The organism is Desulfovibrio sp. Huiquan2017 (assembly GCF_017351175.1).
Taxonomy (GTDB): Bacteria; Desulfobacterota; Desulfovibrionia; order Desulfovibrionales; family Desulfovibrionaceae; genus Pseudodesulfovibrio.
Window position 1 is genome coordinate 221,149 of record NZ_JAFMPN010000003.1, and the last position, 21,840, is coordinate 242,988.

At 56.9% G+C, this 21,840-nt stretch carries 16 protein-coding genes; 7 read left to right on the top strand and 9 right to left on the bottom strand.

Annotated features, from left to right (window positions below; translation table 11 throughout):
• Positions 1-1,614, bottom strand: a complete 1,614-nt coding sequence (locus J0909_RS03690) for a response regulator (protein ID WP_207260560.1) — start codon at positions 1,612-1,614, stop codon at positions 1-3.
• A 250-nt stretch (positions 1,615-1,864) separates the two neighbouring features.
• Positions 1,865-3,898, bottom strand: coding sequence for a methyl-accepting chemotaxis protein (locus J0909_RS03695; protein ID WP_207260562.1), 2,034 nt, complete (start codon positions 3,896-3,898; stop codon positions 1,865-1,867).
• Positions 3,899-4,016: 118 nt separating this feature from the next.
• Between J0909_RS03695 and J0909_RS03700 the strand changes: the two genes are divergently transcribed.
• From J0909_RS03700 to pepT, 4 genes are read left to right on the top strand one after another with little or no spacing between them, the layout of a single operon-like run.
• On the top strand, positions 4,017-5,552 hold the full coding sequence (locus J0909_RS03700) for a helix-turn-helix domain-containing protein (protein ID WP_207260563.1): 1,536 nt from the start codon (positions 4,017-4,019) through the stop codon (positions 5,550-5,552).
• Positions 5,465-6,439 (top strand): ABC transporter ATP-binding protein, encoded by a 975-nt coding sequence (locus J0909_RS03705; RefSeq protein WP_207260567.1) that lies wholly within the window; start codon positions 5,465-5,467, stop codon positions 6,437-6,439. The genes J0909_RS03700 and J0909_RS03705 overlap by 88 nt, the downstream gene beginning before the upstream one ends.
• Positions 6,436-7,407 carry an ABC transporter ATP-binding protein gene (locus J0909_RS03710; RefSeq protein WP_207260568.1) on the top strand — a complete coding sequence of 324 codons (972 nt, stop codon included), beginning with the start codon at positions 6,436-6,438 and terminating at the stop codon, positions 7,405-7,407. The genes J0909_RS03705 and J0909_RS03710 overlap by 4 nt, the downstream gene beginning before the upstream one ends.
• 42 nt (positions 7,408-7,449) lie before the next feature.
• The gene (gene pepT / locus J0909_RS03715; protein ID WP_207260569.1) at positions 7,450-8,706 is read left to right on the top strand and encodes a peptidase T; all 1,257 of its coding nucleotides are present in this window, start codon (positions 7,450-7,452) and stop codon (positions 8,704-8,706) included.
• Positions 8,707-8,942: 236 nt separating this feature from the next.
• Here the strand turns inward: pepT and J0909_RS03720 are convergent, their stop codons facing one another.
• The 6 genes from J0909_RS03720 to J0909_RS03745 all read right to left on the bottom strand — a co-directional run bounded on the left by J0909_RS03720 (position 8,943) and on the right by J0909_RS03745 (position 15,803).
• Complete coding sequence (locus J0909_RS03720; protein ID WP_286181739.1) at positions 8,943-10,616, bottom strand: radical SAM protein; 1,674 nt, start codon at positions 10,614-10,616, stop codon at positions 8,943-8,945.
• Positions 10,617-10,783: 167 nt separating this feature from the next.
• Positions 10,784-11,413: a class I SAM-dependent methyltransferase gene (locus tag J0909_RS03725; RefSeq protein WP_207260571.1), complete on the bottom strand. Its 630-nt coding sequence runs from the start codon at positions 11,411-11,413 to the stop codon at positions 10,784-10,786.
• Positions 11,414-11,464: 51 nt separating this feature from the next.
• Positions 11,465-12,310, bottom strand: a complete 846-nt coding sequence (locus tag J0909_RS03730) for an ABC transporter ATP-binding protein (protein WP_207260572.1) — start codon at positions 12,308-12,310, stop codon at positions 11,465-11,467.
• Positions 12,311-13,378, bottom strand: a complete 1,068-nt coding sequence (locus J0909_RS03735; protein ID WP_207260573.1) for a FecCD family ABC transporter permease — start codon at positions 13,376-13,378, stop codon at positions 12,311-12,313.
• A complete protein-coding gene (locus tag J0909_RS03740; RefSeq protein WP_207260574.1) occupies positions 13,375-14,418 on the bottom strand; it encodes an ABC transporter substrate-binding protein in 1,044 nt (347 codons plus the stop codon). Before J0909_RS03740 ends, J0909_RS03735 begins: the two co-directional genes overlap by 4 nt.
• Positions 14,419-14,759: 341 nt before the next feature.
• Entirely contained in the window at positions 14,760-15,803 is a 1,044-nt protein-coding gene (locus J0909_RS03745; protein WP_207260575.1) for a transporter, read from the bottom strand.
• 1,260 nt (positions 15,804-17,063) lie between these two features.
• Between J0909_RS03745 and J0909_RS03750 the strand changes: the two genes are divergently transcribed.
• The 3 genes from J0909_RS03750 to J0909_RS03760 all read left to right on the top strand — a co-directional run bounded on the left by J0909_RS03750 (position 17,064) and on the right by J0909_RS03760 (position 20,581).
• Positions 17,064-18,266, top strand: a complete 1,203-nt coding sequence (locus J0909_RS03750) for a hypothetical protein (protein WP_207260577.1) — start codon at positions 17,064-17,066, stop codon at positions 18,264-18,266.
• A gap of 42 nt (positions 18,267-18,308) precedes the next feature.
• Positions 18,309-19,481 (top strand): amidohydrolase, encoded by a 1,173-nt coding sequence (locus J0909_RS03755; protein WP_207260579.1) that lies wholly within the window; start codon positions 18,309-18,311, stop codon positions 19,479-19,481.
• 503 nt (positions 19,482-19,984) lie between these two features.
• Positions 19,985-20,581, top strand: coding sequence for an AAA family ATPase (locus tag J0909_RS03760; RefSeq protein ID WP_207260581.1), 597 nt, complete (start codon positions 19,985-19,987; stop codon positions 20,579-20,581).
• Between the two features lie 236 nt (positions 20,582-20,817).
• Here J0909_RS03760 and J0909_RS03765 read toward each other — a convergent pair whose 3' ends face one another.
• A complete protein-coding gene (locus tag J0909_RS03765; RefSeq protein ID WP_207260582.1) occupies positions 20,818-21,516 on the bottom strand; it encodes an SDR family oxidoreductase in 699 nt (232 codons plus the stop codon).
• Positions 21,517-21,840 lie beyond the last annotated feature (324 nt).

The following is a 21,840-nucleotide window of genomic DNA, read 5'->3' on the forward strand; positions in this document are numbered from 1 at the left end:
CTACACTATACCCCCAGCCGTGAGAGCTTCCGCGATTGCATCCAGCAACACGGGCTTGGTCAAAGGCTTGGCCACGTACCCGTTCAAACCGGCTTCCAGCATCTTCTCGCGGTCGCCGGGCATGGCATAGGCCGTCATGGCCAGGATCGGCACGGTGATATGCCGCGCACCGCCCCTTCCCTCCCGAATCGCCCGCGTGGCTTCGATGCCATTCATCTCGGGCATCTGGATGTCCATGAGAACAATCTCGAAGGTGCCGTGCCGGAGTTCCTCCAGGGCGTCGCGGCCGTTTCCGGCCGTCCGCACGCTGAAGCCCGATTGTTCGAGCATGGTGCGCATGGCATAGCAATTGACATAGTCGTCCTCGACAACCAGCACGCTCAGCCGTACCGAGGGAGGCAACGCCGACGGCGGTATGGCCACATCCGTCTTGTGGGCTTCGACCGGCCGCATCGGCAGACTGACGGCAATAACCGTTCCCTGTCCCGTTTCGGATTGAATGGAAAGGTTCCCCTTCATCATGTCGACCAGATGCCTACAGATGGCGAGTCCCAACCCGGCCCCTTCGAATTGGCGGGTATAACCCGCCGAAACTTGAGTAAACGGACGGAAGAGAAAATCAATTTTCTCGTCGGGAATGCCGATGCCGGTGTCGGAAACGATGAACAGGATCCGAAACTGTTCGCTGCCGGGCGGAAGCTGGCGATACACTTCCAGCCCGACCTTTCCGGTATGGGTGAACTTCACGGAGTTTCCCACCAGATTGTTGAGAATCTGCTGCACCCGCATCCTGTCCCCGTCCACCCACTCGGGGAGGTCGGGATCGACATGACAAGACAGTTCGAGGCCGGACTGCTTGGCCGTCAATTCAAAGAGTTGGCAAGTGTCTACCACAGTCTCCTTGAGGGAGAACGGGCTCGGGTTGAGCCGCAACTTGCCGACCTCCACGCGCGTCAGGTCCAGGATGTCCGACAGGAGCTGGGTCAGCCGCTCGGCCGATTTGATGGCGGCGCGGGCGTATTCCTGCTGTTCGCCGTCCAGCTTCGTGGTTTCAAGCAATTGCAGCATGCCCAGGACGCCGTTGAGCGGCGTCCGTATTTCATGGCTCATGTTCGCCAAAAATTCCGACTTCGCACGGCTGGCGTCCTGAGCTATCTCCCTGCTCGCCAGCAGATCCTTCTCGTTTTTCCGCTTTTCCGTAATGTCGAACCCCACGGCCAGATATCGCCGCCGGGTGTTGCTCTCCGCGAATATTTCCTTCATGGCCCACTCGATCCAGAACTGCTGCCCGTCATGATCGACACTGGAAATAAACAAGGACACGGGGTTAAGCTGATTGGTGGCGAACCCGGCCCGACGCAGATCCTCCGTGGTCTGTTCGTCGAAACGCATCCCGCCCTTCGCACCAGGGGCCTGGCCCCCGACGGAGGAGAGAAGCCTGCAGGCCGCTCTGTTTGCGTAGGACACGCCGCCGTCGGGCTGGATCACCGCCACGATGGCGGGCAATTCCTCCACCAGCGTGTGGTAGCGCCGCTCCTCCAGAAGCTGCCCCTCCAACTCCTCTATACGTTGTTCGGCGGTCCGCAGCCGCGATTCCAAATCGTGTTCACACATGTCCGCACCTCTATCCTCGATTGACGCATAGCGCGCAGCGGCCGGGAAAGGGACTCCGGGCTTCGAGCGTTTTCCCGCCCGGATCAAGAGTCCCTCCCGACCGCTCCTCCAACAGGCTTCATCTTACCGCCGTCCGGTTCTCGGGCGTTCCGCCGCCCGATCGCCAACCCACGTCCGCCGAAGTCGTCCTTCGCCTCTTCGTCAATCGCGAAAACCGCCCGGAAGAGACGACTCGCGACTTTTCTTCCGCCTAGAAGCGCTCGAAGCTGTCCTCCGGGTCCTCCGCGTCAAGCGGCAATTCCATGGGCTTGGCCTTCGCGCCGCCCACATTCTTCGTTCCATGAGACGGCAGCGCCTTCTTGGGGCGGGAAGTCGCGGTCACACGGGGCCCGGCGGAGTTGTTCCCGCCGTGGGTCGTGAAGAAGGACATGGTCAACTGGAGCTGCTGCCCCTGGCCGGACAACTCCTCGCTCGTGGAAGCCATCTCCTCGGAAGCGGAGGCATTCTGCTGAATGACCGTATCGAGCTGGCTCACAGCCTGGTTGATCTGGTCGGCCCCGGCATTCTGCTCATCGCTCGCCGCGGATATTTCCTGAACCAGCGAAGCCGTCCTCTCGATATCCGGGACCAGGAGTTCCAGCATCCGTCCGGCCTGCTCGGCGACCGCGACACTCGACGAGGAGAGTTCGCTGATCTCGGTGGCGGCAGTGCCCGAGCGCTCCGCCAGCTTCCGGACCTCGGCGGCCACCACGGCGAATCCCTTCCCGTGCTCTCCCGCACGGGCTGCCTCGATGGCTGCGTTCAACGCCAGCAGGTTCGTCTGTCTGGCAATTTCCTCAATGATGGATATTTTCTCGGCGATGCTATTCATCGCACTGACGGTCTGGGACACCGCAACACCACTTTCCCGTGCGTCCCCGGCAGCCTTGGAGGCAAGGGATTCCGTCTCCCTGGCGTTCTCGGCATTCTGGCTGATGTTGGATGCCATCTGCTCCATCGACGACGAAACCTCCTCAATGGCTGCGGCCTGCTCGGTGGCCCCCTGCGACAAGCTTTCGGCGGATGCCGACAGCTCCTCGCTGCCCGCCGCCACATTGTCGGTAGCCGACTGGACGTTGGAAACGACTTCGGTCAATTTATCCTTCATGTTGCGCAAGGCTGCGGCCAGAATACCGATCTCATCCCGCTGATCGACGTCGATGTCCCCGGTCAGGTCGCCTCGAGACAATGTTTGGGCAAAATCGACGCCCTTCATGATGGGCTTGGTGATCAACCTCGTCAGGAAGAAAGCCAGAGCACTCCCGATCAGAACGGCGAGGCACAGGCCCACGATCATGATCGTCGAGGACGTTGCCAGGTTCGCCGCGTCGAGATTCGCTCTGTTCTGCGCCGCATCGGCACCGGCCATGGCCGTCTGCTTGGCAACGCCAGCAACCGCGATCCCTGCCTCGTGGGATTGTTTCTTCAAATCCTGCAGGCGGATAAAATTATCCAAAAACTTTTGCATGGCCGCAGCATAGACATTCCCGGCCTCACGAATCACCCGGATCTGTTCCTGATTGTTCTGGCGACGCGTAATGGAGGCCAACTCCGTCAACGCCGTCTCTATCTTCGGGAAATTTGTCAGCCCGGCACGCATGACCTCCTGGTCGCTGTTGATCTGGGCAACACAATTCAGCAGCCGGGTTTCGTTGACCAGGTTGATGACCCGCTGAACCAGTTCGATCTTCCTGAGGCGCTCGAGGACCGCCGTTTCCGGCAACCCGCTCTGGATGTCTTGCTCCATGGTCGCGAACTGCTGCTTCATGAAATCGGAGCTGGCCTTCGTGAACGTCTTGGCGACAGGAGTCATCTCCTCGCGGGACTGGTTCATGGCTTCGACCGCCCCATGCACTGCGGCGGCAAGGTCCGCGAACTTCGCCACGCCCCGATCAGCCTGGTCAACGCCCGCTTTGAGTTTCACGAGTTCCGGGAACTTCTCGGCATGGGCCCGGGCCTGGGCCAAGCTCTCTTCGACCTTGCCGTGTCCCGCTTCCACACCATTCCAATATGCGTCGTCCCCGCTCAATGAATATCCTTCCATGGAAGTAAGCGTGAGCAACGCCGATCGTTCTATGGCCGTGGCGAGACCCACCTCCGGGACATAGGCCCCAGCCAGCTTCATGGAACCGTTCGCCGCATTGCGCATGTTGAAGACAGCCAAGCCGCCCAAAAGGACCGCTATCAAAACGAGGCATCCAAACCCTCCGCCCAACTTCAATCCCAGCTTCAAATTTTTAAGCATAATCCCCTCTGCTTGTACAACTTCGTTCTTTTTTTGAAACGCAGCTAGTATGTATTAGTACTAGCTACTTTGCATGCTTTCTAAATTCTGTAAAGTGCGTTATAAAAATTATAAAACTATGCGAGAACTCGGATCGTTCATACGACAAAAACGGGAGGCTCTTCTCAAGGAAGATCGCTCCTATTCTCAATTGCAGGTCAGCCAGCGCATCGGCATTGAGCAGTCTTATCTGAGCAAACTCGAACGGGGCGTCGTCACCCAGCTTTCCGAGGAAAAGATCGTGGCCTTGGCAGAGGACCTCGGCGAAGACCCCGATTACCTGCTTGCGCTTGGCGGCAAGGTCTCCGACGACGTCCTGACGATCATCAGGCAGCGACCGCTGCTCTTCTCCCGGCTCGTCCGGGACATGAAGCACATGCCCAAGGATGTGATCGAGGCGGATCACGATTTCAAGCAACGGCAATCGCGGATGGAGCGGCTCTACGATTCGGCTTCCATCGGCTACTTCCACCTTGAGGACGGGCCCGGGAACTCAGCCTGGTCGTCACTTACGCCGAAGATCCTCCACCTCCCGCCCGACGCCGTCCCCGGCCTGAAGGCCATTAAAAATGCCCTCGCCCCGGAGAGTCGGGCCCAGTTTTCCGCCCTGGAAAGGGACTCACGCCTCAAACTGGCTCCCTATCATTGCGAATTGCGTCTTAACACGGATGAAGACTCGCCCCGCTACGTGCGGATCTGGGGCGAATACGACGCCCTGTCCGACAACCATGTGGTGCGGTTGGGCCTGATACAGGACATTACCCGCGAGGTCGAGGCCAGGGAGGAATTACGGCAGGCGCACCAGGCGCTGAACGGAACCGTGGAGAAGCAAAACCGCCAGGTCGCCCAGGGCATCGAGGAGCTCAAACAGGAGATCGCCGCCAGAAAGCGCCTCGAAGGGGAATTACGGGCCGTCAACGAACGGATTGCCCGGCAGAAGGATCTGCAGCGGGAATATTTGCGGCAAAACGCGTATGAACTGCGTTCGCAAATCAACGCCCTGGTCACCGAGAGGCGGAACCGGCAGGACGAGGCCTTGTCCTGTACCATCAGCGGGATTTCCGCCATCATCAATAACATGAACGATTTTTTCAATATCGGCGAGGGGCTATCCCCGCTGGTCGAGGACTTCGACCCCAAGGCCGTATTCGAGGGAATCGTATCGGACGTGTCCCGCGCCCACGCGGCTGCGGACGTGGTCCTGCAAGCAACCTTCTCCCCCCGCCTGCCCGGCCGGGTCATCGGCGATCCGCAGCGGATGCAGCAGATCACGCATTCGATTTCGAGCTTCCTGTTGCGGGTGACCCCCTGGGGCGTGATACAACTCGCCCTGGACTATCTGCCGGACCAGCGCCTTCTCAGCCTCGTCATCTCCAGCCAGGCTGCCACCGTGGACATCACGGAAGACTGCTTCCACCCGGGCAAAGGGGCCTCGGCTTGGCAAATTTCCACTGTCGGGCCCATCGTCAAGGCCCTTCGGGGCAGCATGGTCATCGACCGCACCCCCAGCAACGGGAGTCACGATACATGTCAAACAACTTATTGCTATCCATCCGCAACCTCGATGTCCGCTACACTTCGGACAACGGCATGGTACAGGCGGTTTCCGGCCTGAACCTCGATGTCGAGGAGGGCCAGACCCTCGGCCTGGTGGGAGAAACCGGGGCGGGAAAGACCACCATGGCCATGTCGGTCATGCGCCTCATCGCCTCACCCCCCGGCAAGATCACCGGTGGCGAAATAGTATTCGAGGGCAAGGATCTGCTCAAAGCGTCCGATTCTGTCATGCGCAAAGTGCGCGGCGGCAAAATCGCCATGATCTTCCAGGACCCGATGACCTCCCTGAACCCGATCATGCCCGTGGACGAGCAGGTGGCGGAAATGATCGCCCTACACAACAGCGTCTCCAAACCGGAATCCCTCAAGCGGGCGCTGGCCATGCTCGAAACGGTCGGCATCCAGCCCGACCGGGCCGGAGAATACCCGCACCAGTTCAGCGGCGGCATGAAGCAGCGCGTGGTCATCGCCATCGCCCTGGCCTGCAACCCGGCCCTGCTCATCGCCGACGAGCCGACCACCGCCCTGGATGTGACCATTCAGGCCCAGGTTCTCGAACTGATGAAGAACCTCAAAAAGCAGTTCAACACAGCCATGATCATGATCACGCACGATCTCGGCATCGTGGCCGAAACCTGCGACCACGTGGCCATCATGTACGCGGGCCGCGTCGTCGAACAGGCCGACACCATCTCGCTCTACGCCGACCCGAGGCATCCCTACACCAAGGGGCTCTTCGCCTCCATCCCCAACGTCGAGGAGGAGAGGGAGTCCCTGGCCGTCATCCCCGGGCTCCCGCCCGAGCCGACCGACATGCCGCCCGGCTGCCCCTTCCACCCGCGCTGTTCCCACGCCATGGAGCGCTGCAAAGTGGAAACGCCCGCCCCGGTGACCGTGAGCGGCGGGCACATGGTCGCCTGTTTTCTGGAAGGAGGTGCCGCATGAGCGAGCCATTCGTACAGGTCAAGAACCTGAAAAAATACTTCGAGACGCGCAAGGGACCGCTGCACGCGGTGGACGACGTCTCCTTTGACATCGAAAAGGGTGAGACCCTGGGGCTCGTGGGTGAATCCGGCTGTGGCAAATCCACCACCGGGCGCGCCGCCATCCGACTTCTGGAGCCCTCCGGCGGCCAGGTCATCATCGACGGCCAGGACATCCTGCTCCCCTCCCGGCGGGAGGTGAAGGCGCTGCGCTCCAAAATGCAGATGGTCTTCCAGGCCCCCTATTCAAGCCTCAATCCGAGGCTGTGCGTGGCCGACCTTATCGCCGAGCCCCTCGACGTGAAGAACATCGGCTCCTCCGCCGAGCGCGCCAAGCGCGTCCGAGAACTCTCGGACATCGTCGGCCTGAGCAAAAGCCTCGAAAACGCCTACCCGCATGAACTGGACGGCGGACGACGGCAGCGAGTCGGCATCGCCCGGGCGCTGGCCCTGAACCCCGAATTCATCGTCCTGGACGAGCCGGTTTCGGCCCTGGACGTCTGCATCCAGGCGCAGGTGCTCAACCTGCTGGACACCCTGCAAAAGGAAATGGGGCTGACCTACCTGTTCATCTCCCACGACCTTTCGGTGGTCCATCACGTCTCGGACCGCATCGCGGTCATGTACCTGGGCCGCATCGTGGAACTGGCCGACTACAAGACCATCTTCGCCAACCCGCTGCACGCCTATACCAAGGCGCTGCTCTCGGCCATCACCGTGCCGAATCCGAACCTGGTCCACAACCGCATCATCCTGGAAGGCGACGTGCCGAGCCCCATCAATCCGCCCGCCGGATGCCGCTTCGCGGGCCGCTGCTACTTCGACAAGATTGATGCCTGCACCTGTGAAACGCCGGGGCTCAAGGAAGTGGGCCCGAACCATTTCGTGGCCTGTCACATCGTCGCCCGGGAAATGGCCCGGACGGCCTAGAAAAAAACAATCCCGGACCGACTGCATCACAAGGAGCAAGGCATGTCCGAATCAAGAATAGGCATATTGGAACAGCGGTTTGTCCGCTACTGCAAGGTGGATACGCAAAGCGATCCCAACTCTCCCGCCACCCCCAGCACCGCCTGTCAGCTCGACCTGTCCCGGATGCTCGTCGGCGAGTTGAAGGACCTGGGCATCGACGACGCGGAGCTCACGGACTACGGCGTGGTCTTCGGCACCCTCAAGAGCAACGTGCCGGACGGAAAGGTTCCGACCATCGCCTTCGTGGCCCACGTGGACACCGCCCCGTCCTTCTATGCCGAGGGCGTGGTCCCGCTGGTCCATCGCAACTGGGACGGCAACCCCATCGTCCTGCCCGACGACCCGGCCGTGGTCATCGACCCGGTCATGCAGCCGTACTTGAAGAGCAAGAAGGGCGACACCATCGTCACCGCCAGCGGCACCACGCTGCTGGGCGCCGACGACAAGGCGGGCATCGCCATCATCATGGGGCTCATCGACCATTTGAAGGCCCACCCCGAGATTCCCCGGGGTGATATCCGCGTCTGCTTCACCCCGGACGAGGAAATCGGGCGAGGCGTGAGCGACGCCATGGTTCGGGACCTCAAGGCCGACTTCGCCTACACCCTGGACGGGGAAAACCCCGGCGATCTCGTGGCCGAGACCTTCTCCGCCGACAGGGCCGTCATCAACATCAAGGGCGTCTCCATCCACACCTGCTGCGCCAAGGGGCGACTGGTCAACGCGCTCTACCTGGCGTCCAAGATCGTCCACCTGCTGCCCAAGGACCATCTCAGCCCCGAATCCACCGAGGGTCGCCAGGGCTTCATCTTCATGGAGGGCATCACCGGCAACGCCGCCGAAGCCGACATGATCCTGAACCTGCGCGATTTCGAGATGGACGGGCTCAAGGCCCAGGCCGAACTGCTCGAAACCATCTGCGCCACGGTCAACCGAACCGAACCAAGGGCGCGCATCACCTGCACGGTGACCCCGCAGTACCGGAATATGCGCTACTGGCTGAAGGATGATCCACGTCCGGTAGACCTGGCCAAACGGGCCTATGCGGACGAGGGAATGGCGCCCAACATGCTCGCCTTCCGAGGCGGCACCGACGGGTCCATCATGACCGAAAAAGGCATCCCGACCCCCAACATATTCTGCGGCATGCAGGCCCCCCACGGGCCCATGGAATGGGTCAGCCTCCAGGACATGGACAAGGCCCTGCTGATCTGCGCCCGCGTGGTCCGTTACTGGGCCGACGGCGCCGGGGCCTGATCGCGAAGTTTCGGCAATCACACATCGCCCACGCAAAAGGCCTGGAAGGAAATCCTTCCAGGCCTTTACTTTGCCCAATGAAATTAAAGGGAAACCAGGCCCGCGCCCCCGTGGACGCCAGGAGAGTACCTGCGAAAGGCCCGGCCACCGGCCAATTCCGATTCATGGCGCTATGGCATCCGCGGCCAGCCCTTCCGGGGCTCTCGGCGGCTGAATCCAGGCAAGAACAGCAACGATCATAAGGAGACGGGAGAGAGCCTTCGGGCCCCGTCCGCCCAGGTCCAGGCGGAATTCGGCTTGCCGAACGAGCGGTTCACATCCCGCATATTGAACGGCATCCCATAAAAACGGGCATAGAACTCCGTTGCTTCCTTGAAGATATCAAAGGGGCGCTCGCCGCCCCGGTGCATTTCATTGGCGATGTTCATCAGCCCCAATATCCACTTGGGACAGCCGAAGTCGCTGCTCGGAATCGGCGCGGTATGGATGCGCCTGTTCCGCACCGCGTCTATATCGAGGCCTTTCTCCACGCACTCCTGATAGAAGTCCTCCGGCGAGTTGGATATGAACGCAGAAATAAAGATGATTTCCGGGTTCAGTTCCTCAAGCACATTCAGGGGAATGCTCTCGCCAGGGCGGCCGCGGACCGAGATCTCCCGGTTGACGCTGATGCCGTTGCATATTTCCACCAGGCCGTTTTCAAACCGCTCGCCTTTTATACAGAATTGCGGCTTGCCCATCGCATAATAGACTCTGGGCCGGGTATCCCGCTTCCGACACACGGACCGGACCACCTCCGTTTTCGCCGCCAGATAGTCCGCCAGGATATTGGCCGAATCCTCGCGATGCACCAGCCCGCCGAAGAATCGTATCATTTGAACATACGTCTCCACCCGTTGAATGTCGTGATGCAGGTCGTGCATCTTGCCGTTGCACAGCAGATACTCCCAGACCTTGACGACCTCGGCCTTGTCCTCAACGCCTATGGCGATCAGGATGGATTCAACGATTTCAAGGGCGCGCGTAAAGGGATATCCCCCCTGAAAATCCTTTTCCCGAAAGTCGCTGACGTGGACCGCGCCGCGCACATCCAGGGGCTGACCGCACTGAGGACAGGCTATGCCCTCCTTCCGGGGCCAGACGCTTTCTTGCAGCCGCGCCCCCATAGGCCCGTAAAAATCCCGGCTGAAGACCGTCTCGCCGCAAGAGGGACATATGGTGTCCAATTCCTGCGTCCCCGGCGAGTTGAAAACGTAAACATGGGGCAGATGCGCACGCATCAACCGGCTGAGCGCCTCCGTCTCCCGAATCAACGGCTCCTGTCCCGGATCGGCCCCTTCCAAGGGGATGAAACGCATCACCTGCAAAGGAATGCCCGGCGAGATATCCCTAATGACGGTACACAACTCCAACAATTCCTCGGAATTGTCCTTCTTGTGAATGCAGGCGAGCTCAATGTGGACACCGCCCCGGTGGAGCATGCCGATATTTCTCAACACGGGCGCGACGCCCTTGAATCCCGCACAGGCGCGATACAGTTCGTCCGAAAGACCTTTGATCCCGATATTGATGAAATCCAGGACCGGAAGCAGCTTGTTGACGGATTCCTCGGAGAAATATCCGTTCGAAGAGCACCCGACGTAGAGGCCTTTTTCCTTGGCCAATTCCGCGACGGCGAGAAACGTATCGAACGCGGCAAGCGGATCGTTCATCAAAAAGGCAATGCCCAGGCACTCGCACTGGATGGCCTTTTCAACGATCTGCCTGGGAGTAAGCTCTTGCAGCGCCTTGCTCTTGGGGTTCATTTCCCGCACGATCACCGTGGAAATACACCCGGGGCAGTCAAAATTGCAGCCCACGGTGCTGACTTGGAGAAACCGTCCTCCCGGGTGGAAATGCAGCATGGGCATGGTCTCTATCCGTATGGGGCATGCCATGATATATCTGTTCGGGAACAACTCCGAGACAACCCCGTCCCTGTTCCCATAACGACCGCAACGGCCGATGCCGCCCGCCGGGATCGGGCAGGCGTTTTCGCAAATTCCGCACTGTTGAACGGAAGAGTCGCCGGCCATTTCTACTCCCTCCCCGGCTTGCTGATTTCGACCCAGGTGCCGTAATCGTCATCGGCGATGTGGTATGTGCCGACGGCCGCTTGCCGCAAAGCCTCCGCGACAAGATCGCCTTTCTTCCAGCGGGTCCGATCCGCCAGGACTTCCGGGGACCAGACCGGACGCATCGCCTTGACGTCCGCAAGGGTTTGGAGATGGCTGAACCCGCAACCCACCATCGCCTGGCCACCGGGAGTGAGCACGCGAAATATTTCCCTGAAGGCGGACGCGAGGTCCTTCCAGAACGGAATCGACCCCCGGCTGAGGATCAGATCGGCGCTCCCATCGGGCATGGGCAGCTTTTCCACCGGAGCGGTCACCAACCGGATGCGGCCGTCGGGAACGCCATGCCTGGCGCAGTTCTCCCCGGCCATCTCTATGGCTTCCGGTTCGGCATCCAGGGCGATGATCTCCAGATCCGAGATCTTCGACAATTCAATGGCGAGCGCGGCGCTTCCCGTTCCGATATCGAGGCACGTCCCTTCGGTCAGCCCATATTTGTCGATGATCTCGCGGGCCAACAACGGATACATCGCGGCGAAACGATGGTCCTTGGTGTACCTGTAAAAAGACTTGTCCTTTTCCGGTATGGGCATGATCCATTTTCCTCCTTGCCGGGGCGGCGGTCTGGTTTTCGAAAGGCTCGATCACGATACGAGGGGCGACGGGGCGGGCCGGGACCGGTCCACCGCATCGGACGACGACGCGGAAAGTCTCGCGTAAATCACCCCGGGAACGCAGATCCTGAAATTATCGGCATATGGCAGCACAAAGACCCTTGCGCCGTAAAGTTCATACAGGCTTTCCCGCGTGATGACGTCGCCGGGCAGACCGTCGCTGTGGACCACGCCGTTCTTGAGCATGATCACATGATCGGAAACCCAAAGGGCATGGTCCGGGAAATGCGTGGATTTGACGAAGGTATAGCCCTCGCCGCACAATTCGTGAAGTTGCTCCAACAGTTTGAGCTGATTGCCGTAATCAAGCCCGTTGAGTGGTTCATCCAGGATGAGGACCCGGGCCCCCTGGGCCAGGGCGCGGGCGATGAGAGTCAGTTGCCTTTCCCCGCCGCTGATCCGAGTGTATGATTTATCCCGCAAATGGAGAATCCCGGTCTTCTCCAGGGCGTCCAGTGCCTCTTCCTCGTCCTTTTTTGAGAATCGGCTGAAAAAGCCCTTGTGGGGCATTCTGCCCATCATGACCACCTCCATCACCGAATAGGAGAAAGAGGCCCTGTGCATCTGGGGAACATACGCCACCTGCCGGGCAAGGCGCTTTCTCCCTATCTGAGCGATATCCGCATCGTTCAGCAATACCCGCCCCGTTTGCGGTGCGAAAATACCGAGAAGGACCTTGAGCAACGTGGTCTTGCCGCATCCGTTGGGGCCGAGAACGGACACCAGCTCTCCTTTGGCGACGCTGAAGGAGACATCGTTCAGGACAGGGGTGTCGGCATAAGCAAACCCGATATTTTCCACGCGCAACACCGCCATCTACTTCCATCCCTGTTTCGCGTTGCCCATAATGATGGAGAAAAACGGTATCCCGACGAGCGATGTGATGATCCCCAACGGGATTTCCACATTCAGCAAAAGCCGCGAAATATCATCGACGAGCACGAGGTAGATGGCCCCGACAAGGGTCGTCGTCGGGAGCAGGATGGAATTGTTGGGACCCACCAGCATTCTGCCGATGTGCGGGATCACCAGCCCCACCCAACCGATCAATCCGCCGATCGCGACGGTGAGCGCGCTGATTACGGTGGCGACGAAGATGAGGCACAACCGGACCACCCTGACATTGATCCCCAGCGTCTTGGCTTCCTCGTCGCCCATACTGAGCGCGTTGAGGTACCGGGACATGCTCAAGATGCACGCTATTCCGACGAGAATCGGCAAGGCGGTGCAGGCGACCGTCTCCGTATCGACCAGAGAGAGGCCGCCCATGAGCCAATAGACGATGGCGGGCAATTGATCCGTGGGATCCGCCGTGTATTTGACGACCGAAAGCAGCGACGTGAACAGGGAACCGCTTATTATCCCCCCGAGAATAAGCACCGTCAGCTTGTCGCCATTGTAGATTCGGGCCAGGAAGACCGCCAGGCTCACGGCCAGGAGACCGCCGCCGAAACTCAGCAGTTGAACTTCATACCAGGAGTTGCCGATCAACATGCCGAGCGCGGCACCAAATGAAGCTCCGGGCAATACCCCGAGAATCCCCGGGGCAACCAGGGGGTTGACGAACATGGACTGGAAGGCCGCCCCGGAAAGGGACAGGGCCGCTCCGATCACCGCCGCGGCGATCAGCCGCGGAGCACGGATATCAAAAAGGACATTGACCACCAGCTGGAGATGGCTCGGATACGGAGTCCCGTTCGGGAAAAGACCATGCCGAAGGACCAGTCCTATTTCCCGCAGGGAGATGGGATACTTCCCCAATGTCAGGGATACGGCCAGGCAGAGGACAAGGCCGAACGTCAACCCGGCCAGCAACAGGGACCGGCTCCTCCAGCCGCGAAAAAAATACGCTCTCGTCTTGGCGAAAGGTCGAAGCCGTCTCATTCGACGACGCTCATGAGCTGTCGCGCGTCCTCGGCAGAGATGTCCTTCTGCAAAAACAGGTCAAAGAATTCGCGGCATTCCTGCTCCATGTCCCAACCGAAACGGCCCGGATACAAGATGTCGGCGACCCATTTCAGTCCCAATATCCGCATAAAGGACGGTGGACGGTCAAACCAGTTGAAGGGTGTCCGGGGGATAAGATAAACGCGGTGATTCTTGACCGCCGGGATGCTTTTCCATCCGTCGGACGAATAAACCCTTTTATAAAAAGCGGGCTGTTCAACGAAAATGACCTCCGGCTGATAGGCTATCACCGTTTCGAGGGTCACCTTTTCCTTTCCATATCTGGTCAGGACGCCTTCGTGATGCACATTGATTCCGCCGGCAAGGGGGATAAGCTCGGCATGGATCGATGCCCCGCTCTCCGTCCGCAGTCCGTCATTGCCCTCCGCATAATAGACCTTCACCCGTTCTTCCGCGGGAATTGACGCAGTTGCCGCCTTTGCCTGGGCAAATGTTTTCCGGGTGTACTCGGCGAGCTCTCTTGCCCTGGATTCCTTGCCGAAAATAGTCCCCAGAAGTTCGAACGCCTCCGGATATTGATCCAATCTGTCGATGACGATATTCGCCACCGGGATATGGAACTTTTGGAGAAAGGCTTCGAGCTTCCCGCTCAAGGGATTGGATTTCCGTCCTATGACAATATCCGGGTTGAGCGCGGCGAGCTTCTCCAGGTTGGGCGTCTTGCCTTGGCCGAAATATCCACCGATGACAGGCAGATTCAAGGTGTGTGCATCAAGATACTTGTCGCTCCCCTTCAAGGGGAAATTCAACCCGGCAAGAAGCGCCGGATCAAGCGCATAGACAAGCATGGTTTCAGGAGGCGAAGCGGCATACACCGTCTCTATCGTGTCCGGGATCGTGACGGAACGACCCGTCATATCGGTGATCCGGCGAGCCCACGCCCCTTCGGCAAGCAACAGGACAGAGACGCAGGCCACGGCCGCAAATGCAATCAATCTTCTCGGCATACCGGTCATCACGCGTTCCCCATGTTTGGAGTTTCATCGCCGGGCAACACTTGGCATACGCCTCTCAGGCCTATGTGGTATGCCCTGCCTTCCATTCCGCCAATTCCGTCACGGCGTTGACTGTTTCCGTGATACAAAATCGAGATCCGCCGCAGGCTGGAAACGGTATTTCCCGACGCCCGACCGGACATCGCAAAGCCGCAAGGCCCTGCAAGCCCGGCCGCATGGGGAAAGCGGGCAACCGGGGTCACCCACTTTTCCCGCGGCATGCGGGCACGACCCGGGGGCAGGTACGCCCCTGCTCATGAGCAGAACACGGGATTGCCGCCACGGCCCGCCCAGCTCCGGCGTCAGAAAGTGAACCCGAGACGGGTGACGATCTGATAATCCTCACCAAGCCCATAGCGACTGTTCTTCTCGGGACTGCCGGAATACCCGTTGAGGTCCCGGAAAACGACCAAGGGCACTCCCACGGACAAATTGCTGTTTTCGGATATCTTCCAATGCACGCCGGGCGTGATGTAAATGGTGTGGCCCCCCGAGGCATTGTCGGGCGAGCCGTCATACCAATGGCGCTGCTGGTCCACTCCGTTGAGTTCCAGCTCCACATCGAAGTACTTGTTCAGGGCGTATCCGTATCCCAGGTCATATTTGAACTGGTTGCCCATACGGGAATTATGGGAGCCCTCGCCCGTGACGGTATACATCATATGCGCATCCACCCGGGACCGGCCAAAAAACTTGGTGGCTCCCAACTCGAATTTAGGGTCCCAAGATCCGGTTCCGAGCTGTCCGGCTGGGCCGATATATTCGTGGGTCTTGGAGTAAGGCAAACCGTTCTTATGGTCGGCATCGCCGGTGGGCAGCTTGAGGCCCGCGCCAAAGGCGAGATTCAACCAATCCCCGCTCCGTTGGGTCATCAGTGCGTACCGTCCCATGACCACCACGTCCCCCAGGCCGGAGACATTATCCGTATCCCACGGTTTCGAAAGGTTGCCCGGCTTGCGTTTGACCTGTTTATCCCAATACGGAACCATGACGCGCGCTTCGAAATCTTCGAAAAGACCGGCCTTGGCCGTAAACTGCAAAGATTGATTCAGACGGTCGTACTTGCCGCCGTAATCACCGTTCTTTTTCGTGCTGCCGTTATACAGCGAATCCTTATGTACATAGCGGTACTTGACGTTGGTCACGATCTTCCCCTTGGGAAGCACCATGCCGTTGGACATGTTCACCAGGCCTATACACTTTGGTCCTTTGTTGGAAGATTTTGCGACCGCCTTCTGTCCTGATTCAATACCATCTTTTGCAGCGGACTCCGCATATACCTGATGCAGCCCCCCGACCAACATCAGCCAAGCACAGACAACAAACACCAACACACTCTTTTTCAAAACGACCTCTCATGATTCGCGCCATCAGCCGGACGACTATCCGGGATCAGCTTGTTACACCCTCAAATAGCATAAAATTGCATTAACACCTTACCATCCATGGTGGACAAGAAAACCATTCAACCATCAATACCATCGTCTCCTGATCAAAATAGTATTTACTATATGCAACAAAAAACGATTACTCTTTTACAACAGGCTACATACGCAAGGGCTTACTTTCCGACAACCGAGTCACGGGTTTAGCTATATTCGTGTCGCAACCGTGAAGGCAGGATCAGAAGTGGGTCTAAGAAACAGGCCCACAGTTTAAGGTGGACACAAGAAACTCGACGGAGGCTTTTGATGTCCAAGAAACGGGAAGGATTTACAGTTGAATTCAAGCCCCGTGTAGCCCTCGACGCCTTGACTGGTGAGCGCACGCTTTCCGACAAAATCTAAGCGATGAACAAAGGCCTGAAGCCGTCGATAAGGAGCATCCGTTGCTCAGTGGTCCAACAGTGGCCCCTGCTCTGCAGGACGCAGAGTAAAAGCGCTCTGTTCTTCGGTGTACCTCTAATTTTTCACGACGAAATTCTCCGAGTTTCTGATAGTCGATTTCGCTGGGAAACCCACATTTTGTTTGGACCGAATTCACCGGAGAACGTCATTTTGCCGAAGGTACGCTTGGGCTGGATTGGTCTGGGCGAATCCGCAGTCCTGCGCACCGCCACACCGGAGACATCATCTAATAGCTTATTTTAAATATAATATTTCATCTCACTAAAGGCGTTAATATTTTATTCTTGCAATAATAAATTATTAGCACTAACACAATATTATACGTCGGTGAGAAGGCAAACGCGCCAGTTCCCGTATAAAGATGAAGGAGGTTTCCCCGACAGGCGGTTTTAATTTTGCGTGAAAGCTGAAGACCAACTCGTTGTCCGGACAACATGTGTAATTTATGGTCGAAAATAGAGCTTACACCGAATTTCACGGATGGTTTTCCAGCAAAGCGGGCAGCGCATGTGGTGAATCTTTCCATGCACGCTTTTGTGGAAGCGGAACCAATCGCATCCCCTGTCCCGTCCAATCAAGCAAATCACGAAGATACAATATCAACAGAGCCGTAATAACGGATAAACAGAGGATTCCCGATATGCGCATAATACATTGGAACCGGCGGCCATCGGCATGATGCTCCGCAGGGCCTCTGGCCGGATAATGGCGAAACGGTAGGTTGACAGAAAAAATTCTAAAATTCTGAAAAGGGAAATTATGCAAGCTATAGTAGCGTTTTTTATTCTTGCCGCTCTTTATGCGGTCGGCGATTTCGTGGGAACGAGGACAAAAGCATGGATTCCGTCGGTTTTTGTGGTGGCATGCCTGTTCCTGGTCGGGTACTGGACCTTCTTCCCGGAAAACATTGTGGCGCTTGCCGGCATGGGAGCCCCGCTGGGCGGAATGTTGGCGATTCTGTTCTGCATTACCCATATGGGCACCATCATCAGTGTCAAGGAACTGATGGGCCAGTGGAAAATTATTGTCATCACGCTGGTCGGCCTCACCGGAATGATCCTGTTCTGCTTGCTTATTTGTATCCCCCTGGTCGGGAAAGACTATGTCATCGCCGGACTGCCTCCGCTGTCGGGCGGAATCGTCGCCGCAGTCATGGTGCAGCAGGCGGCGGCGTTGAAAGGGCTGGAAACAGCATCCGTCCTCGCCATCTGCATGTATGTGATCCAGGGGTTTGCGGGCTATCCGCTGACCGCCATATTGCTGAAGAAGGAAGGGAAAAAGTTGCTTAAGGCGTACCGCGACGGATCCGCCGCCGCTGTACAGAGCGTGAACGTGGAGGGAAACAACGGCAAGCTGGCGACGGAAGAAAAGCCCCGCAAAAAGCTGATTCCCGCCGTTCCGGACAAGTACAATTCCACAGCGGTTATTCTTGCCAAGCTCTCTTCGGTCGGCGTTTTGTCCTATCTGATTCAGACGTGGTCCGGTGGAGTGCTGAACATAGCGGTCGTAGCCCTGGTTCTCAGCATCATCGCTACGGAGCTGGGCTATCTGGACAAAGACTCCCTGCATAAAGCCGGTTCATTTGGATTCCTGATGTTTGTCCTGATGATATTTGTGTTTTCCGGCCTTGCGAAGGCAACACCCGCCATGCTCGGCAGCATCGTGCTTCCGCTTGTCACGATCATCCTGGTCGGTGTGACTGGAATGTCGATTTTTGCCCTGATTGCCGGGAAAATACTGCACATCAGCCCATATATGGCCGTCTCCACCTCGCTGACCTCCCTTTATGGCTTCCCGCCCAACTACGTCCTGACCGAAGAAGCCGCCAAGGCGCTGGCGGAAACGCCCGAAGAAAAGCAGTACCTGATGGACGCCATGTTGCCGCAAATGATTGTGGGCGGATTCGTAACCGTTACGATCACCTCCGTTATCGTCGCCGGAATATTCATCAATCTCTTGTAATATGAACAGTGTATTCGGATAAACGAAAAGGAGCCAAGAATAATGTCAATTAGCAATCTGGCCGAACAGTATGACTCTTATATTATTGAAAAAAGAAGATATTACCATCAACACCCGGAATTGAGTTGGAAGGAGGATAAAACCTCGGACGCCATTCAGTCCGACCTGGAGGCCCTGGGCATCGAAACCAAAAGGTTCAGCGGTAAAACGGGTGTTCTCGGTGAGATCCGGGGAAGCAAACCGGGAAAAACAGTCATGCTGCGAGCGGATATCGACGCACTGCCTATTGAAGAACATGCGGATGTGCCCTTCCGCTCACAAAATCCGGGCGTGATGCACGCGTGTGGTCATGACTGCCATATCGCCATGCTGCTCGGCGCGGCGAAAATTCTTTCGGACATCCGTCAGGACCTGTGCGGAACCGTGAAACTGCTTTTCCAGGCTGCGGAAGAAACCTGCCACGGTGCGGAATATTATGTGAAAGAAGGCCTGCTCGACGGAGTGGATGCCATCATGGGAATGCACATCTGGGGAACGTTGGATGCGCCGAAGATCAATGTAGAGGCAGGCCGCCGCATGGCTTCCTGCGATAATTTCAAAATCACGGTACGGGGCAAAGCCTGTCATGGCTCCGCCCCCCATATGGGAACGGATGCGATTACCGCCGCCGCCGCTGTAATCAACAACCTGCAGACGTTTGTCAGCCGCCGCAACAACCCGCTTAATCCTCTGGTCATCAGCATTGGGACCATCCACGGCGGCAATGTCTTTAATATCATTGCCGACAAGGTCGAAATGGAAGGAACTATCCGGACATTCTCCAGAGAGCTTCGGAAGGACATCGAAAGCATTATGCGGGATATGATCGAAAACACGGCGAAGGGCTACGGAGCCGAGGCCAGTCTGGAATACTGGCAGTTTCCTGGTCCCGTCATCAACGAACACGACGATCTGAACCGCATAGCCAAGAACGCCGTCGTGAAGCTCTACGGAGAAGAGAGTCTGGCTCCTTTGGAGATGATGACCGGTTCGGAGGACTTCGCGTACTTCATGGAAAAGATACCGGGCATCTATGCGTTTATCGGCGCAATCAACCCTGAAATTGGCGCAGTTTACGGCAACCACAGCGATAAATTCAAGATAGATGAATGCGCGCTGCACCGTGGCTCTGCGTTTTACGCACAGTTTGCGAAGGATTACCTGCAGGACGACTGAGAGGTCGGAAGTAGGTTGCAAGCCTGAGGATGGAGCCGCCTTGTCGGCCCAACCATGAAGGACAAGTTTACCAAGTGCGCCGCTTGACCCCGTCAAGCGGCGTACTTCGTTAAATTGTCCGTCCCGCAGAAGACCAATGAAACGGCCCGTCGGAAGCGACGGGCGCATAGCCGACATATTCCCGAAATCCGCCATCAGGCACCCAAAAAGGTTCCAAGCATTCACGAACCCCTTAACTCTCTTGTGGTGGAGCTGGAGGGAATCCAACCCACGACATCTTGAATGCCATGCCTGAGAGCAACCACCGAGACTTGCCCTGCGCGTCAATTCGATCCCTTTTCCCCTTGTGTTTCCGGCCAGCTCGAGCAATAATTCTGAGCGGTACGCCGTAGACGCCTTCACGTGCCCCCCCACTCTTTCAGTTCCCCTTTTTGTCCCCCCCCCCGCGACGTTTATTCCCAATTTCCCATTGCGCCTCAAGGCAAGACTTGAGACGAGCGGTCTTGCGTTCGAAGCTCCAACTATTTGAAAAAATCAAAACAGGAGTTCATCCAACGATGACAGGATATATTGTACTTACCGGAGGTCCCGGCTCTGGAAAAAGCACTGTTCTCGAGGCATTGCGACAATTCGGTTATAAGTGCTCGGAAGAAAAAGGCCGAGAAATCATACAACAAGAACTCAAACGGTCGGGGCATGCCCTGCCCTGGCAAGACAAACTGGCATTCCGGGACAAAATGTTGAATGCGGAACTCCGGGCTTATAAATCCTTTCAACACCGCGCTGGACTTACTTTTTTCGATCGGGGACTCATAGACATTTATGGGTATTCGCTTCTCGAAGGCATCGAAATCACCGACGCGCTACTCGCTTGTTGTTCCTCACATCGCTACCATAGCGTGTTCATTTTCCCACCATGGAGGGGAATTTATACAAACGACGCAGAACGCAAACAGGACTTTGCCGAAGCGCAACGAACATACGAATCCATGCAGAAGGCTTATCACCATTTCGGGTATACTTTGACTCAGGTTCCATTCTCCCCCGTTGCGGAAAGAGTCCAGTTCATTTTGCGTAAATTAGGCAAAAAACAACTATAACAAACTCCGCCGCCGGCCAAATGAGCTTTACAGGAACGATTTCTGCAGTCTTTTATTCGACAATCCCAGATGAATAGCTTTGGAATCTTACTGATATCCTTCGTACGTTCTTTATATATTCCACGGAAAAGGCTTAGAAGGAAAACCTTCTAAGTCTTTAAATTCATTGGTGGAGCTGGAGGGGATTGCCCCTACGACCTCTTGAATGCCATACCACAGAGGCGTGTTGGCAATGCTTAGATCAACCTTGCACCACCATCAACCACCAAGGTGGTACCCGTGACATATTGATTCGTCATCAAATAGATATAGGCTTCAGCCACTTCGGCAGCCGACGCAACCCTCCCAGAAGGGAACTGGCTGGCATAGTGTTCCACCTCCTGAGGTTTTGGCGCAATGAATCCCGGGCTAACGGCATTAACCCGAATTGGAGCCATCTCTACGGCCAAGGTTCTACAGAGGGTTTCTGTAGCACTATTTAGCACGGCCATGATTGAATTATTTTCATACACCTTTTCGCCGGCAATACCGGTCGTAAGAAGAATGGACCCACCTGGGCGAATACGACCTTGCACCTTCTGAATAAGTCGACATTGGCCCCAAAACCTCGTTTCAAATGCTTTTCGAGCTTGCTCCAAGTCGGTTTCAACAAAGGACGCCGGGGTGATTGTCGGTCGGGTGGTCATAACAAGATGGTCAATTTCTTTGATCTCTTGCAATACATGATCAAAGCCAGTTTCCGAGGTCACATCCAACGAAAAGGTCTCTATTTCAGGACCAACCTTAGCCACCAGCTCTTCATGCTTTTCGGCTGCAGCCCTGGAGGCGATGACAATTTGAGCTCCGCACCCATGCGCCATCGTGGCAACGGCAAGTCCAAGGCCCGCACTTCCCCCCACAAAAAGTATTTTTTTATTTCTCAATTGGTTTGACATCATTCCTCAATGGATAAACGATTGCTAATCAAAATCAAACAAGTAAATTCTACAATTAGAACAGCTGGTTGGGAATGTATATTCTTTTGTATATCCCACGAAAAAAGGCTTAGAAGGAAAACCTTCTAAGCCTTTATAATCATTGGTGGAGCTGGAGGGAATCGAACCCACGACCTCTTGAATGCCATTCTTGAGGGTCGTCAACAGAATGATCAACTTATCACGTTAATAAAACTGGACTTATTCGCTGCCAAGCCTATTCGTAACTCCCTGTCGCATGCTNAGGGTCGTCAACAGAATGATCAACTTATCACGTTAATAAAA